Annotated in this window: 15 protein-coding genes; 10 read left to right on the forward strand and 5 right to left on the reverse strand. The window is 54.8% G+C overall.

What is annotated here, in order from left to right; all coding sequences use genetic code 11:
• Positions 1 to 4: 4 nt before the first annotated feature.
• Genes LG323_RS13635 through LG323_RS13645 form a run of 3 tightly spaced genes read left to right on the forward strand, consistent with a single transcriptional unit; the run spans position 5 to position 6,292 of the window.
• Positions 5 to 829, forward strand: a complete 825-nt coding sequence (locus LG323_RS13635) for a DUF2797 domain-containing protein (protein ID WP_404417260.1) — start codon at positions 5 to 7, stop codon at positions 827 to 829.
• A complete protein-coding gene (locus tag LG323_RS13640; RefSeq protein WP_404417263.1) occupies positions 810 to 2,552 on the forward strand; it encodes an autotransporter assembly complex family protein in 1,743 nt (580 codons plus the stop codon). Before LG323_RS13635 ends, LG323_RS13640 begins: the two co-directional genes overlap by 20 nt.
• The gene (locus tag LG323_RS13645) at positions 2,549 to 6,292 is read left to right on the forward strand and encodes a translocation/assembly module TamB domain-containing protein (protein ID WP_404417266.1); all 3,744 of its coding nucleotides are present in this window, start codon (positions 2,549 to 2,551) and stop codon (positions 6,290 to 6,292) included. The genes LG323_RS13640 and LG323_RS13645 overlap by 4 nt, the downstream gene beginning before the upstream one ends.
• Here LG323_RS13645 and trpE read toward each other — a convergent pair.
• Together trpE and rpe are read right to left on the reverse strand one after the other, a co-directional pair.
• A complete protein-coding gene (trpE, locus tag LG323_RS13650; RefSeq protein ID WP_404417269.1) occupies positions 6,289 to 7,785 on the reverse strand; it encodes an anthranilate synthase component I in 1,497 nt (498 codons plus the stop codon). The two genes, LG323_RS13645 and trpE, sit on opposite strands and share 4 nt — an antisense overlap.
• 85 nt (positions 7,786 to 7,870) lie before the next feature.
• Positions 7,871 to 8,563, reverse strand: a complete 693-nt coding sequence (gene rpe / locus LG323_RS13655; RefSeq protein WP_404417272.1) for a ribulose-phosphate 3-epimerase — start codon at positions 8,561 to 8,563, stop codon at positions 7,871 to 7,873.
• Between the two features lie 335 nt (positions 8,564 to 8,898).
• Here rpe and LG323_RS13660 point away from each other — a divergent pair, with 335 nt between their 5' ends.
• Together LG323_RS13660 and LG323_RS13665 are read left to right on the forward strand one after the other, a co-directional pair.
• A complete protein-coding gene (locus LG323_RS13660; RefSeq protein WP_404417275.1) occupies positions 8,899 to 10,113 on the forward strand; it encodes an ammonium transporter in 1,215 nt (404 codons plus the stop codon).
• A 101-nt stretch (positions 10,114 to 10,214) separates the two neighbouring features.
• Positions 10,215 to 11,216, forward strand: coding sequence for a DUF3530 family protein (locus tag LG323_RS13665; protein ID WP_404417278.1), 1,002 nt, complete (start codon positions 10,215 to 10,217; stop codon positions 11,214 to 11,216).
• Here LG323_RS13665 and djlA read toward each other — a convergent pair.
• From djlA to LG323_RS13680, 3 genes are read right to left on the reverse strand one after another with little or no spacing between them, the layout of a single operon-like run.
• Positions 11,213 to 12,049 (reverse strand): co-chaperone DjlA, encoded by an 837-nt coding sequence (gene djlA / locus LG323_RS13670; RefSeq protein ID WP_310695024.1) that lies wholly within the window; start codon positions 12,047 to 12,049, stop codon positions 11,213 to 11,215. The two genes, LG323_RS13665 and djlA, sit on opposite strands and share 4 nt — an antisense overlap.
• Positions 12,046 to 12,753, reverse strand: a complete 708-nt coding sequence (locus tag LG323_RS13675) for an NDP-sugar synthase (protein ID WP_404417281.1) — start codon at positions 12,751 to 12,753, stop codon at positions 12,046 to 12,048. Before LG323_RS13675 ends, djlA begins: the two co-directional genes overlap by 4 nt.
• Entirely contained in the window at positions 12,746 to 13,801 is a 1,056-nt protein-coding gene (locus tag LG323_RS13680) for an aminoglycoside phosphotransferase family protein (protein WP_404417284.1), read from the reverse strand. Before LG323_RS13680 ends, LG323_RS13675 begins: the two co-directional genes overlap by 8 nt.
• Positions 13,802 to 13,900: 99 nt before the next feature.
• Here LG323_RS13680 and LG323_RS13685 point away from each other — a divergent pair, with 99 nt between their 5' ends.
• Genes LG323_RS13685 through LG323_RS13705 form a run of 5 tightly spaced genes read left to right on the forward strand, consistent with a single transcriptional unit; the run spans position 13,901 to position 20,514 of the window.
• Entirely contained in the window at positions 13,901 to 16,555 is a 2,655-nt protein-coding gene (locus tag LG323_RS13685; protein ID WP_404417287.1) for an LPS-assembly protein LptD, read from the forward strand.
• Between the two features lie 15 nt (positions 16,556 to 16,570).
• Complete coding sequence (locus LG323_RS13690; protein WP_404417290.1) at positions 16,571 to 17,860, forward strand: peptidylprolyl isomerase; 1,290 nt, start codon at positions 16,571 to 16,573, stop codon at positions 17,858 to 17,860.
• On the forward strand, positions 17,853 to 18,854 hold the full coding sequence (pdxA, locus tag LG323_RS13695) for a 4-hydroxythreonine-4-phosphate dehydrogenase PdxA (RefSeq protein WP_404417293.1): 1,002 nt from the start codon (positions 17,853 to 17,855) through the stop codon (positions 18,852 to 18,854). The genes LG323_RS13690 and pdxA overlap by 8 nt, the downstream gene beginning before the upstream one ends.
• A 17-nt stretch (positions 18,855 to 18,871) precedes the next feature.
• A complete protein-coding gene (rsmA, locus tag LG323_RS13700; RefSeq protein ID WP_404417296.1) occupies positions 18,872 to 19,690 on the forward strand; it encodes a 16S rRNA (adenine(1518)-N(6)/adenine(1519)-N(6))-dimethyltransferase RsmA in 819 nt (272 codons plus the stop codon).
• Positions 19,691 to 19,692: 2 nt separating this feature from the next.
• On the forward strand, positions 19,693 to 20,514 hold the full coding sequence (locus LG323_RS13705; protein ID WP_404417299.1) for a symmetrical bis(5'-nucleosyl)-tetraphosphatase: 822 nt from the start codon (positions 19,693 to 19,695) through the stop codon (positions 20,512 to 20,514).
• Positions 20,515 to 20,521 lie beyond the last annotated feature (7 nt).

The raw sequence follows: 20,521 nt of genomic DNA on the forward strand, positions 1-20,521 counted from the left end.
CCGCATGCATTATCAGGGGCGCCTGAGAAAAATGCCCACCCGCCATGCGGCGGAGGTGGAGTATGAGTTACGGCTGACTGATCCGGCCCAACCGGAGAGCCGGGTTGCCCTCAATCCCTTGCTGGGCCAGCATCTGAGCCTGAAATTCAGTGGTGAGATTCACTGCATCCACTGTGAAAGAAAAACCACGAAAAGCTTCAATCAGGGTTATTGTTATCCCTGCTTTAAAAAGCTCGCCCAGTGTGATTCCTGCATCATCCAGCCGCAAAAATGCCACTATCACCTGGGCACCTGCCGTGAACCAGCCTGGGGGGAAGCCCATTGTTTTCAGCCGCATCTGGTTTATCTGGCCAACACCAGTGGTTTGAAAGTCGGCATTACCCGTAAAACCCAGATGCCAACCCGCTGGATGGATCAGGGTGCAGTGACGGCCCTGCCCCTCTTTGAAGTGCCTGATCGCCTCTCTTCCGGCCAGGTCGAAACCCTGCTGGCGCAGACCCTGAAAGACAAAACGGCTTGGCAGGCCATGCTCAAAAACCAGGTGCCGGATCTGGACCTGCAGGCTGAAGCCAGCCAGGTCATGGCTGACTACCAGCAGAAACTGGAAGATTGCACTGCAACTCCTGTAAAGCAGTTGGACTCGCAACCCTGGTTTTTTAATTATCCAGTCCTGAATTATCCCGCCAGGGTGAAGTCTTTGAATCCGGAAAAAACACCGGACATCCAGGGGCAGTTGTTAGGCATCAAGGGCCAGTATCTGTTGCTGGATATCGGGGTCATTAATCTGCGCAAATTTGCGGGCTATGTGGTTGATTTTCACTGCTCTTAAACGCGGGTTTCTGACCCTCGGGCTGGTTTTCCTGGTTCTGGGGCCGCAAGCATTGCTGGCGGACAACCTTGAGTTGGAGCTGAACCCGGAAAACCCGGCCCTGCGCAGCAATATTGAAGCCTATCTGGGGGAGGTTGCCGACCGCAGTGCGCGTGAAATGCGACGCTATGCCCGCTTTGCCCAGGGTGAAATCAAAAAGGCACTGGAAGCTCTTGGTTATTACAACTACCAACTGGATCTGCAGGTTGAAGAAAGTGAACCGGCCCGCCTGCGGGTTGTGATACAAACCGGTCGCCCGGTCATGCTTGGGCAGGTCAACCTGGGTCTGACTGGGGAAGCGCTGCAGCAGCCTGCCTTTACCTTGCCGCCAACCACGCAACTGCGCCAGGGACAGCCTCTCAATCACAGCCACTATGAGGCTGCCAAACGGCATTTTCGCAACCTCGCTTTGACCTATGGCTATTTTTCATCCCGCTTTACCCTGCAGGAACTCCTAATTGATCCTCAGGCGGAAGTGGCGGACATCAACCTGCATTTTGATTCCGGCCCTCGTTATCGTCTGGGTGAAGTCAGTTTTGACCATGAAGAGGCTCTGGATGAAGCATTTTTGCAGCGCTTTGTCCGCTTCGTTCCCGGTATGCCCTATTCCACAGATCGACTGGCACAGCTCAGCCGGGAATTGCGGGAAAGTGGTTATTTCCAGGAGGTGCTGGTGGATGCCGAGCCAGAGGCGGCCAATGAGGATCTGCAGATTCCTGTTGAAGCCCTGGTGCGGGCCAGAGAACCTCGCACCCTGAATCTGGGTCTGGGTTTTTCCACTGACCTGGGGCCGCGTGCCACCGCTGGCTGGGTTCAACACTGGGTCAACCCCAGAGGTTTGCGGCGGGGTGTGGATGCCCAGGTATCTGAGCCTCAGCAAAACCTGAGTGGCTGGTATGAGTTTCCCCTGACCCCACCCATGACCGACAAGCTGCGTCTGAGCAGCAGCCTGGAAAATGAACGTTTTGATGACCAGGAAAGTCGTCGTTACGGTGCCCAGGTGCAATGGTTCTCACAACACAGCAACGGCTGGGAGCGAGTGCTGTCACTGCGCGGGGAAAGAGAAGAATATCAGGTTGGTGAAGATGAAGGGGCCACCTGGCTGACTCTCCCGGGGATCAGCTATGGTTTGCTGCAAAGCGACCGGCGGGTTGATCCCAATCGCGGCTATCGTTTACAGGTTGATGTGGAAGGCAGCCGCGAGGATATTTTTGCGGATGTGGATATTTTACAGATCAGTTTGCTGGCCCGGGGTTTGACGACTCTCTGGGACAAGCATCGTTTACTGATTCGCTGGCGTGCAGCCGGTACGGCCACCAACGAATTTAACCGGGTTCCCCTCTCGCTGCGCTTTTTTGCCGGGGGTGATCAGAGTGTCAGAGGTTACGGTTACCAGGAATTGGCACCGGAAGGCAGTGATGGCCGCCTGGTGGGTGGGCGCTATCTGATGACCAGCAGTCTGGAGTATCAGTATGCCCTGGCTCAGCGCTGGCGCTTGGCTCTGTTCGCCGATGCCGGGGATGCGGTGCTGGAGCCCTATGAACTGGAGGAACCCAAGGTTGGCTTGGGAATGGGCCTGCGCTGGGTTTCACCGGTGGGCCCGCTACGCCTGGATTTTGCCCAGGGCCTGGATGATGACCTGGGTGGCTGGCGGATTCACTTTACCCTGGGGCCGGAAATATGATCAGGCGCTCCTGGCTGTATTTCAAACAAAGATGGGCTGCACGTCTGTTACTGCCTTTTCTGTGGCTGCAGTTGATCCTTCGCTGGCTGGTTTACCTGGTCTCAGCCACCCTCAGCCTGGTCAGTCTGTTGCTATTGCTGGCTTTTCTATGGCTGTTTGTCAGTGAGCCGGGTGGCGGCTGGCTATTGCGCCAGGCACCGGGCGTGGAAGTTGAAGGTTTCACCGGGTATTTATTGAATGACTGGCAAGCTGACCGCTTAAGCTGGCAGGGTGAAAATCAGGCCGTGATTCTCACGGATCTGGATATCCAGTGGCAGCCCTGGTGTTTATTGCGCTTTGCTATCTGCCTGGAAGAGGTTGCAGCCTCGCAGCTGGAGGTGCAAACAGGCCTGAATGAACCCTCTGAAGCTCCTCTGGACCCGGAAGACTTTAGAATGCCCGAGGTGGTTCTGCCACAGCTCAAGCTGCCCTGGCCCATGACCGTGGAAGTCCTGAAGCTGGGTCGTTTCCAGGTTAATCAACAACAGCATTTTCAGCAACTGACCCTAGTGGACGGTCGTTGGCAGGGCGCTCGGGTGGAGTGGTCGCAACTCGACTTGCAAACCCCCTGGGTGCCTCTGGACGACGAAGAGTTTTTGCAGGCTCAAGGTCACCTGGACATGCAGGATGACTGGCCTCTGCAAGTTGCTCTGCAAGGCCGTTTACAAGAATTGAACCTAAATGCTGAAGTGACGGGCAGCCTGCAACACCTGGAATTGACCCGCCTGCAGGCTGAAGGCTTGCCGGTTACGGCCTCAGGCCGCTTGTCCCTGTTTACCCCCGAGCTTCCTGCACAGATCCAGCTGGAAGCCATTGAGCTGCCTGCAGCGGGTTTCTGGCAGGCCGGGAAGCAGCCACTGCCGGAATGGCTGGCGCCCTGGTCGGATAAAGCCCTCCTGGATCACCTGCTCGTGGAAATGAGTGGTAATTTAAACCAGGGCTGGCAGCTGCAAGCCTATGGCCAGCTGCTTCTTGACCAGCAGATTTTTCTGCTGGATCTGGACAGCCAACTGGATTTTTCCGGCATTCAGGTGCAAAAACTGCAGCTCAGTCATCAGCATCAGCACCGCGCCCGTCTTTCCGGCCAGGTTGACTGGACTTCACTGCTGGCCAGCTTCAGTCAGGGTCCGGAGGCACTGGATGCAGAATTAAAACTGGATTGGCAGAACTTCCTGGGGCCCGAGTTTCCCTGGCAGCTGTGGACCCAAAATCCTCCCGTCTTGCCCTGGCAGCAGGAGCAGCTGACGCTGGATGCTGATTTCAAACAGGGCCGGTTGTCACTGGCCGGAGAAGTGGTCACCGATGTTCTGCTGCAAGAAGACGAACTGCAACTCCAGGCTCGTTTGCAGGCAAGCCTGCCGGTATCCCACTTGTTAACGCCCTTGCCCTCTACGGCCGGTTTGCTGGATCGGCAGTCCGGTGCCTCTCAGCAGTGGCTGAGTTGGGCAGAAGAGCTGGATCTGGATCTGGAAGGTAATCTGGAGGGTGATTTGCAACGGGCTGATTACTCTTTTGCAGCCGATCTGGATTTTGCTTTACTTTGGCAGGGCCAGGATCACTACTACCAACTCAGGCTGCCCCAGGTGAGCCTCGAGGGTGTCAACAACGAGCATCTGGATGCCAGCGTGCAGCTGACCCCGGATCTTTGGCAAGCCAGCCTGTCCAGTCATTTTTCCGATCTGGGTCAGCTGACACAGCCCTGGGTTGAAGGTATCAGTGGTGATCTGGTTGTCACCGCCGATGCCCGTTTGCCCTCACTATGGGAAGGCGGCTCAAACTGGGCCGACCTGCGAGACTGGCAGCAATTGCTCCTCAAGGGGGACTACCACTTCAGGGCCTCGGCAAAAGAACTCAACTGGCCGGATGGACAGCTTGAAGAAACCGCCCTGGCCTTGGAGTATTCGGGGCTGAAGTCTCTGAACCGGGGAGAGCAACCGGTCAAGCTGCAGGGTATCAGCAAACGTTTGCAACTGGGTGACTCCCTGGCGTTTGAACAAATCCAGCTGAGTCTTGATGGCATCAGCAAAGAGCAGAAGATCCAGCTGAGTGCCCATTATGCCGAGCAACCTCTCAGCCTGACTCTGACTGGAGGCTGGCAACCGAATGCAAAAGATGAATTGCAACTGGCTTACCAGCTGGTTCCCTTTGACTTGCAGAACATCAGCGCCTTTTTGCCGGATAACCTGCGCTGGTTGGGAGACATTCAGGGGAATCTGCAACTCGGTTGGCAGCCCCAGGGGCCAAGCCTGGATCTCCATCTGGATGCCCGCGGGGGGGAGCTGGGTGTCTATCAGACGGATGAGGTCAATCAAACAGGCGAGTGGGTGGATTTTGTTTATCAGGAGCTGGCTCTGGATCTGCGTCTGCGCCCTGACTACCTGGAAGCTGGCTGGCAATTGATCGGTGAGCGCCTGGGACAGAATGAGCTGAAACTGCGTCTGGATCTCTTGGCTGATGCCAACTCGGGTGAGCGCGCCCTCTCCGGCCACTACCTGCTGCAGGATACCGACTTGCAGTTACTGCTGCCTTTTCTTGAAGCCGATGATGTTTCCGGCACCCTACAGGGGCAAGGCGAATTTCGCGGGCATCTGCTGGCTCCCGAAGTCTGGGGAAGCTTGCAGCTGGAGAAGGTGAGCGCAACCGATTTGCAGTGGCCGGTCAGCCTCAGACGTCTGGATGCAGAAATAATCCTGGAGGCCCATCAGGCCAGTGTTGCTGGTGATTTTCAGGCCGGTCAGCGGGGTGAAGGCCAGTTGCAGGGTCGGATCGACTGGCAGGATGAACTCCAGGGACAGCTGGCGGTGACCGGGCAGCGGATCGATGTGCGGGTTGAACCCTGGGCAAACCTGGAACTGCATCCGGATGTAACCCTGAATCTGGAAAAGGGGGGTCTGAGTCTGAGTGGCACCCTGGCTATTCCGTCCGGAAACGTACAAATCCAGCAATTGCCCCGGCAGGCCGTGCGAGTATCCCCGGATGCCCGAGTCAGAAACCGGTCCGAGACCCAGTCTTCCCTGGTGACAGGTTTTCAGATGGATCTGGAGTTGATCGTCGGAAGTGAAGCATTACAACTCGAAGCTCTGGGTCTGGAGGCTGATCTCCAGGGACGTTTGCGCCTGGGCACGAACCTGGATGCCCGTGGCGAGCTTTTGCTGGTCAGAGGAACCTACCAGTCTTTTGGTCAGGATTTGCGTCTGAGACGGGCGCGCCTGAACTTCAACGGCCCGGTTGACCTGCCTTTTCTGGATGTGGAAGCGGTGAGAGACATTCCACCGGGCATTGTGGGTATTCGGATAACCGGGCGGGTTGACCAACCGGAAACCGAAATCTTTTCCGAACCGGCCATGTCCAATGAACAGGCCTTGTCCTGGCTACTGACCGGTGCCCCTCTGGAAGCAGAAACAGACATCAATGCCTTGGCTTTATCCATGGGGCTGGCCGGGATTTCTGATTACACCAGCAGTGTGGGCGAGGCGATAGGCATCAGGGAATTTGAGTTGTCGACCGAAGGCGATGGTGAGGAAGCCAGCCTGGTGGCAGCGGGCTACCTGAATCGACGTTTGAGTGTGCGCTACGGGGTAGGGATCTATGAAGATATCAGCCGGATTGCCATTCGCTACGAGCTGACACGACAATTTTATATTGAAGTCGTCAGCTCCATCGAAAACTCGCTGGATATCTTCTGGGAAGTGGATTATTAAAGGTTGTCCAGCCCTTTTTCCGCCATGGCGACGGCACGGAAAACCGCCCTGCCCTTGTTCAGGGTTTCTTCCCATTCCATCTGGGGCACGGAGTCGGCAACCACCCCGGCGCCGGCCTGGATATGGATTTCTCCCCCCTTGATCACCGCCGTGCGTATGGCAATTGCGGTATCCATGTTGCCCTGCCAGCCCAGATAACCGACAGCACCACCATAAACGCCGCGTTTGACCGGCTCCAGCTCATCAAGGATTTCCAGAGCGCGAATTTTGGGTGCACCGGAAAGGGTTCCGGCAGGGAAGGTGGCCCGTAATACATCCAGAGCACTCAGTTCGGGCTTCAATTGGCCAACCACGTTGGAGACGATGTGCATGACGTGCGAATAACGCTCGACCGTCATGCTGTCGGTGACCTCGACACTGCCGGTTTTGGCAATACGCCCGACGTCATTACGGCCCAGATCAATCAGCATCAGGTGCTCGGCTCTTTCCTTGGGGTCGGCCAGCAATTCAGCTTCCAGGGCCTGATCCTGGGCTTCACTGGTACCTCGCTTACGGGTTCCGGCAATCGGGCGTACTGTGACTTCACCTTCTTCCAGACGGGCCAGAATCTCCGGTGAAGATCCAACCACCTGAAAGTCGTCCAGTTGCAGATGGAACATGTAGGGTGAGGGGTTGAGGCAGCGCAGAGCACGATACAGATCCAGCGACTGGGCCTGAAAAGGCAGGCTCATGCGCTGGGAAAGCACACACTGCATGATGTCACCGGCCAGAATATACTCCTTGATTTTGTCCACAGCGGTTTTAAAGTCAGCTTCACTGAAGCCAGCCTGAAAATCACTTTCCTCCACCTGACCGCGACCTGTGCCGGGGCTGGTGGTGGTCAGGGTGGCGGTACGCAGCTGAATTTCCAGAGCTTCCAGACGCAGGTTAGCCCCTTCCAGAGCAGCTTCCTGTGCCGGGTCGGCATGGGTGATCAGGTAGAGTTTGCCGGAGAGATTGTCAAAAACCACCACCTCTTCAGAAACCATTAACAAAATGTCCGGCACCTGCAAGGGGTCCGATTTGGCTCTGGCTTGCGGTGTGTTTTGCAGCCGGGGTTCGATATAACGAATGGTGTCATGACCAAAATAACCCACCAGGCCACCGGTAAAAACAGGCAGCCCCTGCAAGGGAGCAACCTTGAACCGGGCCTGGAAATCTTCAATGGCCTGCAGAGGATCCAGAACCTCACGGCTGTCAAGCAGCTCACCTTCCTGCCAGTGCTGGAAAGTGAGGCCGGTCACTGCAATGCGCTCCTTACTGGGCAGACCGATAATGGAGTAGCGCCCCCATTTTTCTCCGCCCTGAACGGACTCCAACAGATAGGTGTAGGGAGCCTGGGCCAGTTTCATGTAGGTGGATAGCGGAGTGTCCAGGTCAGCCAGAACTTCTCTGGCGACCGGAATGCGGTTATAGCCTTGAGCGGCCAGAGAAGCAAAAAGTTCAGGGGTCATGCAGAGAGTCCTTCATTCAACAGTAGAGGTCAGGCGAGCCAGTGTTGTCAGGGTACACCAACACCGGCTTGTGGGTCACCAGGGGTCAGTTTTTGGTCAGCTCGGCGCGCAGTTGTTTGATGATGGTATCAAAAGCATGAGGATCACTGGCCTGGCGGGCACCAAAAATGGCTGAACCGGCGACAAAGGTATCTGCACCGGCCGCAGCAATTTCAGCAAGGTTGTTGAGTCCCACACCGCCATCCACTTCCAGACGCAGTGGCAAACCACTGGCTGCAATTTTGGCTCTGGCCGCCTGGATTTTTTCCAGGGTATGGGGAATGAATTTCTGGCCACCAAAGCCGGGGTTAACACTCATCAGCAGGATCATATCCAGCTTGTCCATGACATGGTCCATCAAATGCAGGGGGGTGGCTGGATTGAACACCAGACCTGCCTTGCAGCCGCCGTCACAGATCATCTGCAGGCTACGGTCAATATGTTCCGAAGCTTCAGGATGAAAAGTGATGCTGGTTGCTCCTGCTTCAATAAAATCACCGATCATCCGGTCAACCGGCTTGACCATCAGGTGAACATCAATGGGAGCAGTCACACCATGATCCCGCAAGGCTTTGCAGACCATCGGGCCAATGGTCAGGTTGGGGACATAGTGGTTATCCATGACGTCAAAATGCACCCAGTCAGCGCCTGAAGCCAGTACCTGATCAACGTCTTCGCCCAGGCGGGCAAAATTGGCGGAAAGAATGGAAGGGGCAATGACAAAATCTTGTTGGGACATGAAAAGTACCTGCAGGAAAATTTCAGCCTATTTTAGCAGAAATCCTCCAAGTCAGGCTTAAAGGCAAGTGCGAATTGGCCACCTGAAACAAAATGCTGAACTGAAAGCTATGCACCAAAAAAGACCCAAAGGCTAAATGTTAGTGCATTTTTTTATATTAAAGAGGCTTTGTTGTGCCCGAAAAAGGGTTGCTGCACCGAGTCTGAGCAAATGCATCCCTGGGCTGGTGCCGTCTGAAGCCTGTTTGTGCCAGTTAATGATGCGACTGGCATGCTTTGTGCTTGCTTGTGGGGCGTTTAACGGCCGCAACGATAAAATAGCTTGAGGAGAAGCTCGTGGATAACCTGAATAGTGCAGTGGAAACACTGATCAGCAGTTCCAATACTTTTTTTATTCTGTTGGGCGCCATCATGGTGCTTTTTATGCATGCAGGCTTTGCATTTCTGGAAGTGGGTACAGTTCGGCATAAAAACCAGGTCAATGCCCTGGTTAAAATCATTACCGATTTTGGTGTATCAACCCTGGCTTATTTCTTTATCGGCTACTCCATTGCCTATGGAGCGGATTTTTTTGCCAGTGCCGGAGACTTGACGGGCAATAACGGCTATGAATTAGTCAAGTTCTTCTTTTTGCTGACTTTTGCTGCTGCTATTCCCGCCATCGTTTCGGGTGGCATTGCGGAAAGAGCACGCTTTTATCCTTTTTTAATTGCCTCGGCCCTTTTGGTGGCTCTGGTCTACCCCTTCTTTGAAGGCATGGTCTGGAATGGCAATTACGGTTATCAGGATTGGCTGGCTTCAGCTTTTGGTGCCGGTTTTCATGACTTTGCCGGTTCCATGGTGGTGCATGGCATGGGCGGCTGGCTGGCGCTGACAGCCATTTTGTTCCTGGGTGCACGTCAGGGTCGCTATCGTGATGGTCGCCCCAAGGCCTTTGCTCCCTCCAGTATTCCTTTTCTGGCTCTGGGTGCCTGGATACTCACGGTAGGCTGGTTTGGCTTTAATGTCATGTCGGCGCAAACTCTGGATGGGATCAGTGGCCTGGTTGCGGTGAACTCGCTGATGGCCATGGTTGGCGGTACTCTGGTGGCCATGCTGGTGGGCAAGATTGACCCCGGTTTTATACATAATGGCCCCCTGGCCGGTCTTGTAGCTGTTTGTGCCGGTTCAGACTTGTTTCATCCTTTGGGGGCGCTGGCGGTGGGTGGTATCGCCGGTGGTCTTTTTGTCTACACCTTTACGTTGTTCCAGAACAAGGTACCACGCATTGATGATGTCCTGGGTGTGTGGCCTTTGCACGGTCTTTGTGGTGCCTGGGGCGCTCTTGCCGTGGGGATTTTCGGAACCCAGGCCTTGGGCGGCCTGGGGGGTGTTTCCCTGATGTCCCAGTTGGTGGGAACCCTGACCGGGATACTGGTTGCACTGATTGGCGGTGGGCTGATCTACGGTGGCATTCAGTTGCTGAGCGGTCTGCGTTTGAACGAAGAGGAAGAGTTTGACGGGGCTGATCTGGCTATTCACAAGATTGCGGCCACTTCTGAAGACCGCTAGATAACCCTGATGCCTGTATAAGAAGAGCCACCGCTTGGTTGTCGCGTCCCAGCTGTTTATACTGCCTTTTTGGCTCAGTTATCAGTAAAGGATGCTACCTAGTGAAGCGTTTACTTATCGCTCTGTTTTTGCTGGCTTTTATCCTGCCGCCCCTGCAGGCGGCAGGCCTTCCTCCCGGCTTTGCTGAAGATGAGGAGGATGAAGAAGATCAGGCCCCGCAACGAGCGGATGTTGACCATCAGCAATTGCAACTGAAAGCCATGCTGGAGCAGGTTGACCCTCAGGAGGTTCTGTACCTGTCTCTGGATGCTGAGCAGGAGTTTCTTGCTCTGGAACGTTCAGCTCTACAGGCTGACCCTAAGGGACGGGTGGTGCTTTTGCCCGCCGATGGCATGCACCCGGATAACCCTCAGGGCATTGCGGCTTTGCGTACCCAACTGCCGGAATATGGCTGGAACAGCCTTTCCCTTGCACTACCCAATTACAAGCCCCTGGGGCCGCCTGCCCGCACCCTGCCTCCCGGCCCGCTTTTATCGCGCATGGAAAGTGCACCGGAATCGACTGAAGAGGAAACAACTGAGCAGGAGGAAGAGGGAGCTTTTGGTGGTGCTTTCAATGAAGAGCCCGAAGAAGAGGAAGCCTCTCCTGAAGAAGCTCCTGATCCGGCTGAACGTCTGGCAGAGCAGCAGGCGCTGGTCAACGAGCGTCTGCAGGCAGCCTTGAATCATCAGGCTGATTTTACAAGACAGGTTCTGGTTCTTCAGGGGGAATCTCTTTTCTGGCTCCTGCCTTGGCTGCAGGAAGGCAACTGGCCGGAAAATTCACCTCTGGTTCTGCTGGATTTACGCGTCCCCGAGGGAGCCCGGCTGCAAGATGCAATAACTGTTTTGCGGGGACTGGGGCGGCATCCGCTGCTGGATATCTATGATTCCAGCCAGCGTCATCAGGCCTGGGCTGCTGAGGAACGTCGTGCTGCTTATCGGCGTGCAGGTAATGATCTGGCAGTGCAGTTAAAGATCAGCCAGGATGTAGGCCTCTCCCCGAATCGCATAAACACCTGGCTGGTGAAAAGGGTGGAGGGGTGGTTGCGCAGCCTGAACTAAATGTTGCGGGCCTTTTTTAACAAGGCATAAGCCTGTTGGATTTCCTGGGCCCGAAACTTGCCTTTTTCCAGGGCGCGCTCGGTTAGTCCCTGAGCAACCAGCTTGTCCGGGTGATTCTGGCTCATCAGACGCCGGTAGGTCAGCTTGATTTCCTGGTTGCTGGCTGATGAGTTGAGGCCCAGGGTGCGGTAAGCGCTGACCAGGTTGAGTTCCTGAGCCGACTTGCGGGTATAACCCTCCTGCCTTTCACTCTGGCTGGAAAAGCCCTTGCTTTCCCTTAAGCGACGGTGCAAGCGATCAAATTCCAGCTGCTTGATATCCAGCAATGGCAGAAAAGCCTGGAGCCTTTGCAGTTGTGAGTCTCTGGGGCCACCGTCGGCATAGGCCATATGCAACAGCTGATCCAGAAAGTCCAGCCTGCGGGCTTTGCGAGTGGCGTAGCGCTTGCGCAATTGCTCAAGCCGACCTTCAATTTCCGTAGCTTCGAGCTTGCCTTGATTGAAGAGCTCAATGGCGTCCTGCCTTTCTTTCTGCTTAAGCTTCATGCGTTTGAAAAGAGCTTCCGCTGCAGCAATTTCCTGGGGTGAAACCCGACCATCCTGTTTGGCCAGGTGGCCCAGACAGACAAAGAGAGCTTCCCGGTAAATACGTTCACTGGGCTTGGGCAAGCGACCCTGGGGGAGCTTGCTCAAGAGCGTAAACAGGGATCTGCGGTGGTAATCAAAGCTGTGTCCGAGAATGATGCCCAGGGTCAGCCCGACCCAGCCACCCAGAACAAAGCCGAGTAGTGCTCCAAAAGCCTTTCCAGCAAAGGTGGGGATTTTCAGCGTCATGCCAATTGCTCGTTTAGTTGCTTGAGTCTTTGCGGTGTGCCCACATCCTGCCAGTCACCACCATGAACCTGAGCTGCTGCCAGCCCCTGATCCACCAAGTGTCTCAATAAGGGGGCCAGAGCAAAAGCCTCTCCGGCAGAAAAAATCCGTTGATAGGCTGCCTGTTGATGCCGAGGTGCCAGGCAATCCGGGTCGAGCAGGCTGATGCCGGCAAAAGTGAACGCCCTGGCATTGGCAAAAGCCTGATTCCCAAGTTGGCCGCTGGCTTGATCAAAATAAAAGTCACCCTGCAGGTGATGGTCGGGATTGCTGACCAGCAGCAGTTGGGCGAGTTTACCCGGCTCCAGTTTTAAATCAGGGAGCGGAGAGCACCAGGTGTCGCCATTGACGACCAGAAAAGGTGCGGCGGACAGCAAGGGCAGTGCCTGCAAAAGCCCGCCTCCGGTTTCCAGGGGTTGCTGTTCCGGCGAGTAGTTGATTTGCAGACCCCAGGTTGCTCCTGTACCCAGGGCTTCAGGCAACTGCTTGCCTAGGTGGCTGGTATTGATGACCACTTTTTTGATGCCCAGGTCAGCCAGCTTTTCCAGTTGCCAGACAATCAGGGGCTTGCCGCCTGCAAGCAACAGGGGCTTGGGCTTGTTCAGAGTCAGGGGGCGCATTCGCTTGCCTTCACCTGCTGCAAAAATCATTGCCTGATCAGTCATCTTGCTTGGGAGTGTCCTTCAATAATTGCAATCGTTCCTGCAACCGCGGTTGCACTTCTTGGCGTAACCAGAGGTTGATATCGGCCCAGTCTGGATAATTTTGAAGGGCCTGAGTCAGATGATCCAGGGTGCGTGGCAAATCGGCCAGATAACCGGCTTTGCCATCCCTCAGCCAGAGGCGGGCAAAAATACCGGCGGCTTTCAGGTGACGCTGCATTCCCATCCAGTCAAACCAGTGACGGTATTCGTCCAGAGTGACGGGGGGCTGGGTCAAGTCATAAAAGCAGTTCAGCCAGGCTTGCTGCCAGTTTTGCGGCCAGGCCAGATAGCAATCACGAATCAGGGACACAGCATCGTAGGTCAGGGGGCCATGAACGGCATCCTGAAAGTCGAGAATCCCCAGGTTCTGACCCCCGGTCACCATCAGGTTGCGGGAATGGTAGTCACGGTGTACCCGGGTTTTCGGCTGGATCAGAGCCTGGTTGACCAGTTCCTGCTGAAACGCTTTCCAGCGGGCAGGACGCTCCCGGCTGTTGAGTTGCAGGAAATCACCCAGCAGCCAGTCATCAAAGAGGGCCATTTCCCGCTTGAGTAAGGGTGCGTCATAGTCGGGTAGCTGCTGAGTTTGCAGCGGGTCAGAGTCTTGAATTTCAGCCAGCTGTTTCAGGGCCTGGCGATAAAAGGGGTCGGCTGCTTGGGGCTTTTGCCCGGCCACTGCCTGCATTAATTGTAAATCCCCAAAATCTTCCAGCAGTGCAAAACCCTGGCGGGCGCAACTGTCCAGCACTTTGGGAACCGCAATGCCTTCGCGGTGCCAAACCTGAGCGAGATGCAAAAAGGCATCGGAGCTTTCTTTCTCGGGAGGGGCATCCATGACAATCAGGTTGCTGCCTTGTGTGTTTTCCGAGGCATGCAGGCGATAATAACAACGGAAGCTGGCATCACCGGCAACCTGGGTCAGGGCCTGAAAATCCCGGGAGAGCCAGGGTTGCAGCCAGTTGAGCAGTTGCTGGTGGCGAGGCGGGAGCGGCTTTACTTGCTGAGTCATAAAAAGCAATCATGGCAGTCATTAATAGAAACGCTATAATACGCTTTTTTTCGGCCTTTAGCAGGTGTGCTGTTGGGTTCCGGTGTCCGGGAGTTGTTTTTGAAACCAGTAAATTCAAGGGTTTTCAGTTTTAGCCTGCTGATGGCAGGCCCGGCTTTTGCCTGGGCTGCTTTGCCACCCGACCTGCCGGCAGAAAAGCTGGACTGGCAGACCCATGATCAACCTGTGTCCGGTCAGGTATGCCGAGGTTACTATGCCCCGCCGGCATTGGATTTGCCCGAACCCGACCTGAGTGTCAGCGATGCCCGGCTGTTTGCCGAGGGTAATCAACTGAATTACACCGCCGAAGGGGGGCTGGATCTGTTTGGAGAGGTGCGCCTGCGCCAGGGCCCGCTTTATCTGCTGTCGGATCAGGCCTGGGTTAATGCTGCAAGAACCCGGGCCAAGCTCAGTGGCAATCTGGAAGTGCGCGAGGATAACTTTTTATTGCGAGGTGCCCAGGGGGACTACCACCTGGATAGTGACTATCTGAGAGCCGATGAGGCCTACTACCTGATTCATAACCAGCATTTACGCGGAGCTGCCTGGAAATTGGAACAGCTGCCAGACGGTCGGGTCAGGATGCAAAATGCTAGCATGACCACCTGTGCTCCCAATGATACTGCCTGGCGCCTGGTTGCCGGTCGTATGGACCTGGATCGTGAGAAGGGCTTCGGGGATGCCTATCATGTGCGCATGGAAATTAAACAGGTGCCCGTTTTCTATTGGCCCTGGGTGCGCTTTCCGATCGATGACAAACGCCATACCGGTTTGTTGCCTCCGACCTTTGCTTACTCAACCAGCAAGGAACGCCTGGACTGGATTCAGCCTTTTTACTGGAATCTTGCTCCCAACTACGATGCCACCTTCTGGCCACGGTATATATCCGACCGGGGCTGGATGCTGGGCACCGAATTTCGTTACCTGCAGCCCAGCGATGAGGGCCAGCTGTTTTATGCACGCCTGAATAATGACCAACACTATTTTGAACTGGATCGCTGGCATTTTTCTGCTCAACACCGAGGCCAGTGGGGCAGCTCACCGCTGCGCTATTCCCTGGATTTTGCCCAGGCCAGTGACCAAAGTTATTTTCACGATCTGGCCAAGGGGCCTTTTGGTGAAGAAGGTAATGATCAGCTCCTGCAGCAGTTGCATTTTGATTATCGCTGGAATAACTGGCAAGGGCGTTTGCAAGCTCGCGGGTACCAGCAATTGGATAGAAATATAGATCCTAACCGTGATCTTGATGCAGGTGAGGGGGCAGCGAGCACCTTTTCGCTCTTCGATCTTAGGCAGGGGCGCGACTCTAACCAGCAAGACTATTTTCAATTACCTCAACTTGAAATTAAAGGCCAGGAAAGACTCAGTCAGCATTTTCAGGCCAGTTTACTAGTGGATATGACTGCTTTTGATAAGCTGGCTGACGAAGGAGTCAGCTCAGCTCGTTATTACACTGGAGGTGTAGGTGAAAATAATGGTGATTTTTATATTACAAATCGCAATAGCTGGGGTTCGCCGAAGACAAAGCGCCTGCACATGGAGCCTGCTATCAAGGGTGACTGGAACTGGCCCTGGGCGTACATCCGCCCGGAAATGAAGCTCAAGCACTCCAGTTATCATATAAGTCCTTACTGGGATGAGAGTGTAACTCAGGCAGAGCGTGACGGGGTTAATCTAGAGCCCAGTCTGACGGTCCCGGCTTACAGTCTGGACAGCAGCCTATTTTTGGAAAAGGATACCCGCCTGCTGGGTGAGGATATGATCCAGACTCTGGAACCGCGCATTTTTGCTGCCTATATTCCCTATGTTGAGCAATATGATATCCCCCAGCTGTTTGATGGCTCTTTCAGTAGCTTTAACATCAACCAGCTGTATCAGGCCGAGCGCACCGGTGGGCGTGATCGTGTGGGTGATATCCAGAAAACCACTCTGGGGCTGACCCAGAGGTTGCTCAGCCAAAATAGTGGGCGGGAAGTCGCCAGTCTGGCCGTGGCCCAGGAGTTTTATTTTTCAGATCGTTATATAAATAGCAGCTATGTGCATCCGGATGCTGAAGCTCACCCGAAAAACCAGGACAGGGAAGAAAGGTCTTATGCTGATGTCCGGGAGGCCTCCAATCTGGCTTTCCAGGCCAATTGGAACATCACGGACAACCTGCAGGTCAGAAGCACCCTGCTCTGGGATTCGCATTTTGAGGTAACCGATCAAGCCAATACTCGCCTTAGTTACAGCGGTGGTCGCGGCTTGCAAGTCAATCTGGGTCACAGTTACATTTCCAACTATCAGCAGGTGGGCTTGACCGGCCCCAGGCCGGATAGCGCCATCATGGAAGACTACTCTTATCTGAAACATGCCGAAGAGCAGGTTTATATCAGTGGTGTTCTACCCTTGCCCGATGAACGTTGGCGCTTCTTCTTCAAATACTCCCATGACTGGAAAAGAAGTGAAAGCCTCGATAGCCTGACTGGCATTGAGTACACTTCCTGCTGTTGGCAACTGCAACTGGTCTACCGTGACTGGGTCGAAGAGCCCGATCTGGGTCGCCCTTATCAGCCTGCAACATATGAAAGTGGCTTTGAAGCGCGTGAAAGAGACCAAACTATTCTCCTACAGGTGGTGTTCCGTGGCTTGGGTGGTGCCGGTCAGTCCACTGATGACTTGCTGGGTACAGAAATTCAGGGCTTTACTGAAAGAAATTTCACTAGTGAAAGATAAAACAAGGTGTTAAGTGTGTTGAATGCAAATAGATTAGTGGCTTTGCTGGGCTTGTTGCTGTTGTTGGGTTCGGCGCAACTACTGGCTGAACAACGTTTGCTTGATCGGGTGGTTGCTGTGGTTGGCGAAGAAGCCCTGATGGAAAGTGAGCTTCAGGACAGGATGCAGATGGTGCGTTCCCAGATTGCTGATCGCGGGTTGCAAGTGCCGCCCGATGATGTGCTGCGTGAGCAGGTGATGGAAAGGTTGGTAATTGATACCATCCAGTTGCAGTTGGCCGAAGAGGGCGGACTGCGTATAGATGAACAGACTTTGAGTGGCACGATTGACCGTATTGCCCGGCAAAACGAAATGACCCGGGATCAGTTCCGGCGGGCCATTGAAAACGATGGTATGACTTTTGCTGCTTTTCGTGAACAGATTCGCCAGGAAATGTTGATTTCCCAGGTACGTCAACGTCAGGTGGGTCAACGTATACAGGTCAGTCAGCAGGAAATCGACAACTATCTTTCCTCGCCGGAAGCGCTGGAAGAAGAAGGTCGTGAGTTTCGGGTTGGTCATATCCTGATTCCTGTACCGGACAGCCCCTCACCGGAAGAAGTTGCCCGTGCTCAGGAAAAAGCTGAAGAGCTGCTGAATAAAATCCGCAAGGAAAAGAATTTCCAGGAAGTGGCTGTTTCTGCATCGGCAGGTGATCAGGCTTTCAGTGGTGGCGACCTGGGCTGGCGTACGGCCCTGGCTTTGCCCTCCCTGTTTGCTGATCGGGTGGTAACCCTGAAAGAAGGGGAGATAGCAGGCCCGATTCGCAGCCCCAGTGGCTTTCATCTGATTCAGCTGCTGGAAACCCGGGGTGGATCAGAGCAGCTGGTGGAGCAGACCCGTGCCCGCCACCTGCTTTTGACTCCCAATGCTCTGCGTGATGAAGAAGCCACCCAGGCGTTGATCCTGCAAATGCGTCAACGTATTCAGGAAGGGGAAAGCCTGGCAACCCTGGCCAGTGAACATTCCGACGATCGCGCCAGTCGCCAGTCAGGAGGTGACCTGGGTTGGGTCAGTCCCGGTCAGATGGTGCCTGCTTTTGAGAAAGCCATGCAGGAACTGGAACCGGGTGAGGTCTCGCAACCGGTGCAAAGTCGTTTTGGCTGGCACCTGATTGAAGTTGAAGAGCGCCGCCAAGCGGACGTGACGGATTCCACACGACGTCAGCAGGTACAGCAACTCCTGTCGGAACGTCGCTTTGAAGAAGAAGTGCAGAACTGGTTACGGGAAATTCGAGACAGTACCTGGGTGGAAATTCGTGGTTGATTCCCTGAGCAAGACCCTGGTCATCACACCTGGCGAACCTGCAGGTATAGGCCCTGATTTGCTTTTGCAACTGGCCTCTGAAGGTGGCAACAGTGACTGGCTGCTGGTTGCCGATCCCGAGCTGCTGATGCAAAGAGCGGCCGAGCTGCAGCTGGAAGTAAAGCTGCAGGAAGTCACATCAGAGCAGGTAAAAAAAGCTGAGCTGCCAGCCGTGGAGCCCGGTATTTTGCGCGTCTGGCCAGTGCCTCTTCGGGCCGCGGTTCAAGCCGGGAAACTGAATCCGGCCAACGCCTCCTACGTTCTGGAAACCCTGGAAAAAGCCACCGATGCCTGCCTGCAGGGCTGGGTGCATGGACTCGTGACCGGCCCGGTTCACAAGGGTATTATCAATCAGGCGGGTTACCGTTTCAGTGGCCATACCGAGTTTTTGCAAGAGCGCTGTGGCTGTGAGCAGGTGGTTATGCTGCTGGCCACCGAAGAACTTCGTGTCGCTCTGGTCACCACTCATCTGCCATTGAAGGATGTTGCTGCAGCCATTACCCCGCAGCGTTTGAAGCAAATCATCCGCCTTCTTCACCGCGACCTGCAGCAGCGCTTTGGTTATTCGCAACCCCGCATTCTGGTGTGCGGGTTGAATCCTCATGCCGGGGAAGAAGGCCACCTGGGCCGTGAAGAGCTGGATATCATTATTCCCACCCTGGATGAGCTGCGTACTGATGAAGGCATGCAGCTGTTGGGTCCCTGGCCGGCCGACACCCTGTTTACTGCAAAAAACCTGGCGCAGGGTGATGCTGTACTGGCCATGTATCATGACCAGGGTTTGCCTGTATTGAAATACCAGGGGTTTGGGCGCGCAGCCAATATCACCCTGGGTTTACCCATTATTCGCACTTCAGTTGATCATGGCACGGCTCTGGAACTGGCCGGGAAAGGCCTGGCTCACACTGGCAGCTTACGCACAGCCTTGAAGTACGCCGCTCTTTTTCAGCACTGAATATTTTGAGAGAAAACATGTCTGCACCCCTGCAAGGACACCGCGCACGCAAGCGTTTTGGCCAGAACTTTTTACAAGATCCGGGCATGATACGGCGTATCGTCCGGGCAATCGGCCCTTCCAGCAAAGATCATCTGGTGGAAATTGGACCGGGTACCGGAGCCATCACGGAATTACTGCTGGAAGCAGAAGTCCGTCTGGATGCAGTGGAGTTGGACAGAGATCTGGTGCCGGGACTCAGAGTCAAGTTTTTCAACGAACCCCGATTCACCATCCATGAAGCCGATGCCCTGAAGTTTGACTTTGCCAGCCTCAAGCAAGAAGATGAAAAGCTGCGCATTGTTGGCAATCTGCCTTATAACATTTCCACTCCCCTGATTTTCCACCTGCTGGGCTTTGAGGGTGTGGTTCAGGACATGCACTTTATGCTGCAAAAGGAAGTGGTTGAACGGCTGGCAGCCTCACCGGGTACCGGACAGTGGGGGCGGCTGAGTGTGATGGCCCAGTATTTTTGTGATGTCGAACAGTTGTTTCTGGTTCCCCCGGAGTGCTTCCACCCAAAACCCAAAGTGGATTCGGCCATAGTTCGCCTGACACCCAAAGCTGTACCCGATACACGAGTGGCGGATCTGGACAGCTTTGCCGCAACATTACGCCAGGCTTTTTCACAGCGGCGCAAAACCCTGCGTAATAATATGAAAGGGTCGATCAGTGGTGAACAGCTGGAGAGTCTCAACCTTGATCCTCAGCGCAGGCCGGAAACTCTGACACTGGAAGAATTTGTCACCCTGGCCAACTTTCACCATCAATCAGCCACGAACTCCGCAAGGAACTGATCATGGCAACCTATGCAATCGGCGATATTCAGGGCTGCTATCGTGAATTCATGCAGCTGCTTAAGAACATTGATTTTCAGCCCTCCCGGGATCAGCTCTGGCTGGCCGGGGATCTGGTCAACCGGGGTGAGGGTTCTCTGGAAGTACTGCGCTATGTTGTCGAGCTGGGCAGTGCTGTCAAGGTGGTACTGGGAAATCATGATTTCCACCTGCTGGCCGTTGCCTGTGGTCTGCGTAAAACCAAGCGCTCCGATACCCTGGATAAACTCCTGAAGGCCAAGGATGCTCCCGATCTTCTGGCCTGGCTGGGGGAGCAGCCTTTGCTGCACCATGATCCCGAGCTCAATTTTGTCATGACCCATGCCGGTATTCCGCCAATCTGGAATCTGGCCAAGGCCAAAGCTGTGGCAGCGGAAGTGGAACTGGAAATGCGCTCACCACGCCAGAAAAAACTTCTGGAAAACCTCTTTGGCAACCAGCCCAACCTCTGGTCTGATGATCTTAAAGGCTATGAACGCCAGCGCTGTATCGTGAATTACTTAACCCGTATGCGCTTTTGCGCGCCCGACAGCAGCCTGGAGCTGGAAACGAAAAATGAACCGGTCAATGCCCCCAAGGGCTTTGCTCCCTGGTTTACCTACCCCAGCCAGGTTCTGCAGGAAACCCGGATTATTTTTGGTCATTGGGCTGCATTGGAAGGCCATACCGGAGTTGCCGGAATACATGCTCTGGATACCGGCTGTGTCTGGGGTCAACAACTGACCGCCCTACGCCTGGAAGACCAGCAGCTGTTCCAGGTTGAGGCAGCCGGAAAGGCGAAATAGCCAGCAT

This window comes from Marinospirillum sp., assembly GCF_044810985.1.
In the GTDB taxonomy this organism is placed as follows: Bacteria; Pseudomonadota; Gammaproteobacteria; order Pseudomonadales; family Halomonadaceae; genus Marinospirillum.

Bases quoted from the DNA above. Each gene is read 5' to 3' on its own strand.
- LG323_RS13705 (WP_404417299.1), top strand. From the start codon at position 19,693: ATGGCAACCTATGCAATCGGCGATATTCAGGGCTGCTATCGTGAATTC.
- djlA (WP_310695024.1), bottom strand. From the start codon at position 12,049: ATGACGCTGAAAATCCCCACCTTTGCTGGAAAGGCTTTTGGAGCACTA.
- LG323_RS13675 (WP_404417281.1), bottom strand. From the start codon at position 12,753: ATGACTGATCAGGCAATGATTTTTGCAGCAGGTGAAGGCAAGCGAATG.
- LG323_RS13645 (WP_404417266.1), top strand. From the start codon at position 2,549: ATGATCAGGCGCTCCTGGCTGTATTTCAAACAAAGATGGGCTGCACGT.
- LG323_RS13635 (WP_404417260.1), top strand. From the start codon at position 5: ATGCATTATCAGGGGCGCCTGAGAAAAATGCCCACCCGCCATGCGGCG.
- LG323_RS13680 (WP_404417284.1), bottom strand. From the start codon at position 13,801: ATGACTCAGCAAGTAAAGCCGCTCCCGCCTCGCCACCAGCAACTGCTC.
- rsmA (WP_404417296.1), top strand. From the start codon at position 18,872: ATGTCTGCACCCCTGCAAGGACACCGCGCACGCAAGCGTTTTGGCCAG.
- rpe (WP_404417272.1), bottom strand. From the start codon at position 8,563: ATGTCCCAACAAGATTTTGTCATTGCCCCTTCCATTCTTTCCGCCAAT.
- trpE (WP_404417269.1), bottom strand. From the start codon at position 7,785: ATGACCCCTGAACTTTTTGCTTCTCTGGCCGCTCAAGGCTATAACCGC.